This is a genomic window from Curtobacterium sp. B8 (genome assembly GCF_000333315.1).
Classification (GTDB): domain Bacteria; phylum Actinomycetota; class Actinomycetes; order Actinomycetales; family Microbacteriaceae; genus Curtobacterium; species Curtobacterium luteum.
This window is the reverse complement of record NZ_BACW01000233.1, coordinates 1-4,598: the sequence shown is the minus strand read 5'-3', so window position 1 is coordinate 4,598 and position 4,598 is coordinate 1. Positions and strand designations below refer to the sequence as shown.

At 69.4% G+C, this 4,598-nt stretch carries 4 protein-coding genes; 1 reads left to right on the top strand and 3 read right to left on the bottom strand.

All coding sequences use genetic code 11. From position 1 onward, the window contains the following. Positions 1-171: 171 nt before the first annotated feature. From I59_RS05855 to I59_RS05845, 3 genes are read right to left on the bottom strand one after another with little or no spacing between them, the layout of a single operon-like run. On the bottom strand, positions 172-1,047 hold the full coding sequence (locus I59_RS05855; protein WP_022903066.1) for a carbohydrate ABC transporter permease: 876 nt from the start codon (positions 1,045-1,047) through the stop codon (positions 172-174). After that, positions 1,044-2,060, bottom strand: coding sequence for a carbohydrate ABC transporter permease (locus I59_RS05850; RefSeq protein ID WP_022903065.1), 1,017 nt, complete (start codon positions 2,058-2,060; stop codon positions 1,044-1,046). Before I59_RS05850 ends, I59_RS05855 begins: the two co-directional genes overlap by 4 nt. Positions 2,061-2,063: 3 nt before the next feature. Continuing rightward, positions 2,064-3,359, bottom strand: a complete 1,296-nt coding sequence (locus I59_RS05845; protein WP_022903064.1) for an ABC transporter substrate-binding protein — start codon at positions 3,357-3,359, stop codon at positions 2,064-2,066. Positions 3,360-3,506: 147 nt separating this feature from the next. Here I59_RS05845 and I59_RS05840 point away from each other — a divergent pair. Next, positions 3,507-4,598 (top strand): LacI family DNA-binding transcriptional regulator (locus I59_RS05840; RefSeq protein WP_261976529.1); only part of this gene is annotated, 1,092 nt, incomplete at its 3' end.

Sequence of the window (4,598 nt, the reverse complement as noted above, 5' to 3'; positions counted from 1 at the left end):
CCGCGTCCGGCAGGTGGGTGCGTTCGACCTGAAGACGCGGTGCGGACCCGCCCCGCGCCTCCGGGCCGCCGCCGGTCGCGGTGGCGAGGGACGTGGTCGACGCGGGGCGCGCCTCCTGGCCGTCCGTCGCCGCCTCGCCGTCGGTCGCCTCCGTCGTCGGGCCGAGGGCGCTCACCCCTTCACCGCCCCGGTGAGGCCGCCGACGATGCGCTTCTGGAAGACCGCGAAGAACGCCAGCGCCGGGATCATCGACAGCGAGGTGAACGCGAGCACGCGTGCCGTGTCGACCGAGTACTGCGAGGCGAACGCCTGGACGCCGAGCGGGAGCGTGTAGGTGGACGCGTCGTTGAGGATGAACAGCGGCAGGAGGTAGCTGTTCCAGCTGCCGATGAACGCGAGGATGCCGACCGTCACGACGCCGGGCAGCGACAGCGGGACGACCATGCGGAAGAAGAACCCCAGACGGCTGGCCCCGTCGATCGCGGCCGCCTCCTCGAGCTCGTCCGGGATCGCACGGAGGAACGGCACGAGGATGATGACCGTCGTCGGCAGCGCGAAGGCGATCTGCGGCAGGATGACGCCGGCGAGGTTGTTCGTGAGGCCGAGGTCCTTCACGAGGATGTAGAGCGGCGTGATCGCGACGGTGATCGGGAACATGAGGCCGGCGGCGAACAGGGAGTACAGCGCGCCGCTCCCGCGGAACCGGTAGCGGGCGAGGACGAAGCTCACCATGAGCCCGAGCACGACGACGCCGACCGTGGTGGTGACACCGGCGATCACGGAGTTGCCGAGCTGCTGCCAGAACACGCCGCTCGTCAGCACGGTGACGTAGTTGCCGATCTGCCACGGGTTCGGCAGGCCGGCGGGACTCGCCGTGATCTGCGAGTTGGTGCGGAACCCGCCGAGCACGATGTACGCGACCGGACCGACGCACACCGCGATGAACAGCAGCGCGATGAAGTACGTGCCGAGGTTGCGCTCACGCCGGACGGGACCGGTGTCCCGCTGACGGCGCTTCGGCGCGACGAGGGAGGCGGTGGCGGTCATCGGTCGCCCTTCCCGGTGAGGGCGCCGGCGGTGTCGCGACGCAGGACGAACCGCTGGTAGACGAGGGCGACGACCAGCGAGATGAGGAAGATGACCACGGCGACGGCGTTGCCGTACCCGTAGTTGCCGGACAGTCGGCCGTTCGCGACCATGTAGGTCGCCATCGTCGAGGTGCCGGCGGTGGAGGCGATGTACTGCCCCCAGATGATGTAGACGAGGTCGAACAGCTGGAGCGACCCGATGATCGACAGGAACGCCCAGATGCGCAGGGTCGGGCCGAGCAGCGGCAGCGTGATGCGGCGCTGGATCTGCCAGTAGCTCGCACCGTCGAGCTGGGCGGCCTCGAACAGCTCCTCGGGGATGCTCTGCAGGCCGGCGAGGAAGAGGATCACCGCGAAGCCGATGTACTTCCACGAGATGATCCCGAGCAGGGTCCAGAGCGCGATGTCGGGGTTCGACAGCCAGTCGTTCCGCAGGGCACCGAGGCCGATGGACTGCAGCAGGTCGTTCACCGCACCGCTCGACTGGAGCATCAGGCTCCACCCGGTGCCGACGATCACCTCGGAGATCACGTAGGGCAGGAAGATCAGGACCCGGATGAGTCCGCGACCCCGGATGCGCTGGTTGAGCAGCAGTGCGAGGACGATCGCGATCGGGCCCTGCACGACGAGCGACCCGATGACGATGAAGAGGTTGTGCCAGAGGACACCACGGAAGTCGGGGTCGGTGAAGATGACCGTGTAGTTCTGCAGGCCGACGAAGTCGACCGGGGCGCCGTAGCCCTGCCACCTGTAGAAGCCGTAGTAGGCGGCGAGCACGACTGGCAGGATGACGAACCCGACGAACATGATGACCGCGGGGCCCGCGAGGACGGCGATCTCGACCCGGGTTCGGACGTCGGTGCCCTTGCGGGCCCGGCGGGTCGGGGCCGACGGCGAACCGTCGGCCCCACCCGTGCGACGCCCCGTCCCGGACCGCGCCTCGTTCGAGCGCGGTGCGACGGAGGTGGTCATGTGTCAGCCCTTCGCTGCGGCCTGGTTGACGGTCGACACGATGTCCGAGACGGACCCCTTGCCGGCGAGCAGGTTGACGACGCTGGTGTTGAGCGCGTTGCCGACGTTCTGGCCGTACACGGTGTCCAGGTAGTTGGAGACGAACGGTGCCTTGTTGTACGCCTCGAGGACGCTCTTCAGGTAGGGCTCCGTGACGACCGTCTGCGCCGACTTGTTCGCGGGGATGGCGTTGAACGCCTTGTAGTAGGCCTCCTGCACCGGCTTCTCGGTCATGTAGTTGAGGAAGTCGGTGCACGCCTTCTTCGGGGCCTTCGCGGAGCAGGAGAAGCCGTCGACCGCGCCCATCATGGACCCGGTCTCGCCCTTGCCGCCGGAGACCTCCGGGAACGGGAAGAAGCCGAGGTCGGACAGCGGCTTGCCGTCCGGGGTGAGGGAGGAGATCACGCCCGGGTCCCAGGCGCCCATGAGCTCCATGGCGGCCTTGTGGTTCGCCACGAGGCCCGCCGAGCTCCCGGCGCCCTGCTGGGCCGCGGTGGTGAGGTACCCGTCGTTGAACGGCTCGGTGTCGAAGAACGCCTTCGTGTCCTCGCCCGCCTGCTTCCAGCACGCGTTCGTGAACTTCAGGTCCTGGGCGGTCTTCGTCAACACGCTCGAGGGGCACGCGCGCAGCGCGAAGTTGTAGTACCAGTGCGCGGCGGGCCAGGCGTCCTTCGCACCGACGGCCACCGGCTGGATGTCCGCGTCCTTGAGCTTCTGGATGTCCGCGTTCAGTTCGTCGATCGTGGTCGGCGTGCCGTCGATGCCGGCCTTCTCGAAGAGCTCCTTGCTGTACCAGATGCCCTCGGGGTTGACGTCGACGGGCATCGCCCAGGTCTTGCCGTCCTGCTCGTAGCCCGCGAACGACCCGTCGCTGATCTGCGACTTCGCGGTCGAACCGATGGAGTCGGAGATGTCGAGCAGCTGGCCGGCGTTGACCATGGCGGCCATCTTGCCGCCACCGCGCTGGAGGAACACGTCCGGGGCGGAGCCCGAGTTCAGCGCGGTCTGCAGCTTCCCGTCGAGGTCCTCGTTCTGGATCGCCTGGATCTTGATGGTGACGTTCGGGTTCTCGGCCTCGAAGTCCTTGACGGTCTTCTCCCAGAACGCCTTCCCCGGTCCGGTCGTTGAGTTGTGCCAGAAGGTCATCGTGACCTTCCCGCCGTCGCTCGAGGCGTCGCTGTTCGCCGAACACCCGGCGGCGGTGAGTGCTGTGGCCCCGATCAGCGCGATGGCTGCCGCGGCTCGGATCTTCCTCGTCATCGTGGAACTCCTGAAGTGTCGTCGTTGACTCGCAGCGACATCGACTGCCGCTGCGGAGAGCGTGCCAGGGCACGAGACGGCTTGTCAATCGTTATCGATAACGTTTTCTTTACCGATCGGCGGCCGCAGCGGCGGTACGGTGTGCAGATGGACACGGCGATCGGCGCGCGTCCCGGCGCCGGCCGGGTCACCATCGCGGACGTCGCGCGTGCCGCGGGGGTCTCGATCCCGACCGTGTCGAAGGTCATCAACCAGCGCGACGGTGTCGCCCAGGGCACGATCCTCCGCGTGCAGGAGGTCGTCGAGCAGCTCGGCTACGAGACCTCCCTCGTCGCGCGGAGCCTCCGGAGTTCACGCACCGGGGTCGTCGGCATCCTCGTGACCGAGTTCGAGCCGTTCTCGACCGAGCTGCTGCGCGGGGTGTCGGGCGCCACGACGGGCACCGGGTACGAACTCCTCGCCTACGCCGGGCTCGTGACCGGTGCCGAGCAGAAGGGCTGGGAGCGCCGCTCGCTCTCACGCCTCTCCGGGACGCTCATCGACGGTGCGATCGTCGTGACGCCGAGCACCGCGCTGTCCGCCTCGTCGATCCCGGTCGTCGCCATCGACCCGCACACCGGACCCGAGGGCCACGCCACGGTCGACTCGGACAACGAGGGCGGTGCGGTCCAGGCCGTCGAGCACCTCGTGGCGCTCGGGCACACCCGGATCGCACACCTCCGCGGCCGACCCGACCTGGCGTCCGCGCAGCTCCGCGAGGCGGGCTACCGGCGGGCCCTCGTGGCGGCGGGCCTCGACGTCGACGAGTCCCTCGTGCAGGACGGCGGCTACCAGGAGGACCGGTCGGCCGAGGTCGCGCTCGCGCTGCTGTCCGGGCCGGACCGGCCGACCGCGGTCTTCGCCGCGAACGACTCCTCGGCCGTGGGTGTCCTGCGGTCGGCTGCCGCCCTCGGGCTCCGGGTGCCCGAGGACCTGTCGGTGGTCGGGTTCGACGACGTCCCGCAGGCGGCCACGACCACCCCGCCGCTGACGACGGTCGCGCAGCCGCTCGTCGAGCTCGGGTCGCACGCGGTCGAGATGCTGCTCGCGATGCTGCGCGGGGGACCAGACCTCCGACCCACGTGCGGCTGCCGACCACACTGCGGGTGCGCCAGAGCACCGGGCCGGTGCCGACGCCCGACCGCTGACGCGCCGGGTGCGCCGGGGCAGCGGCGCCCGCGGCCGAACGTCTCGGACGGC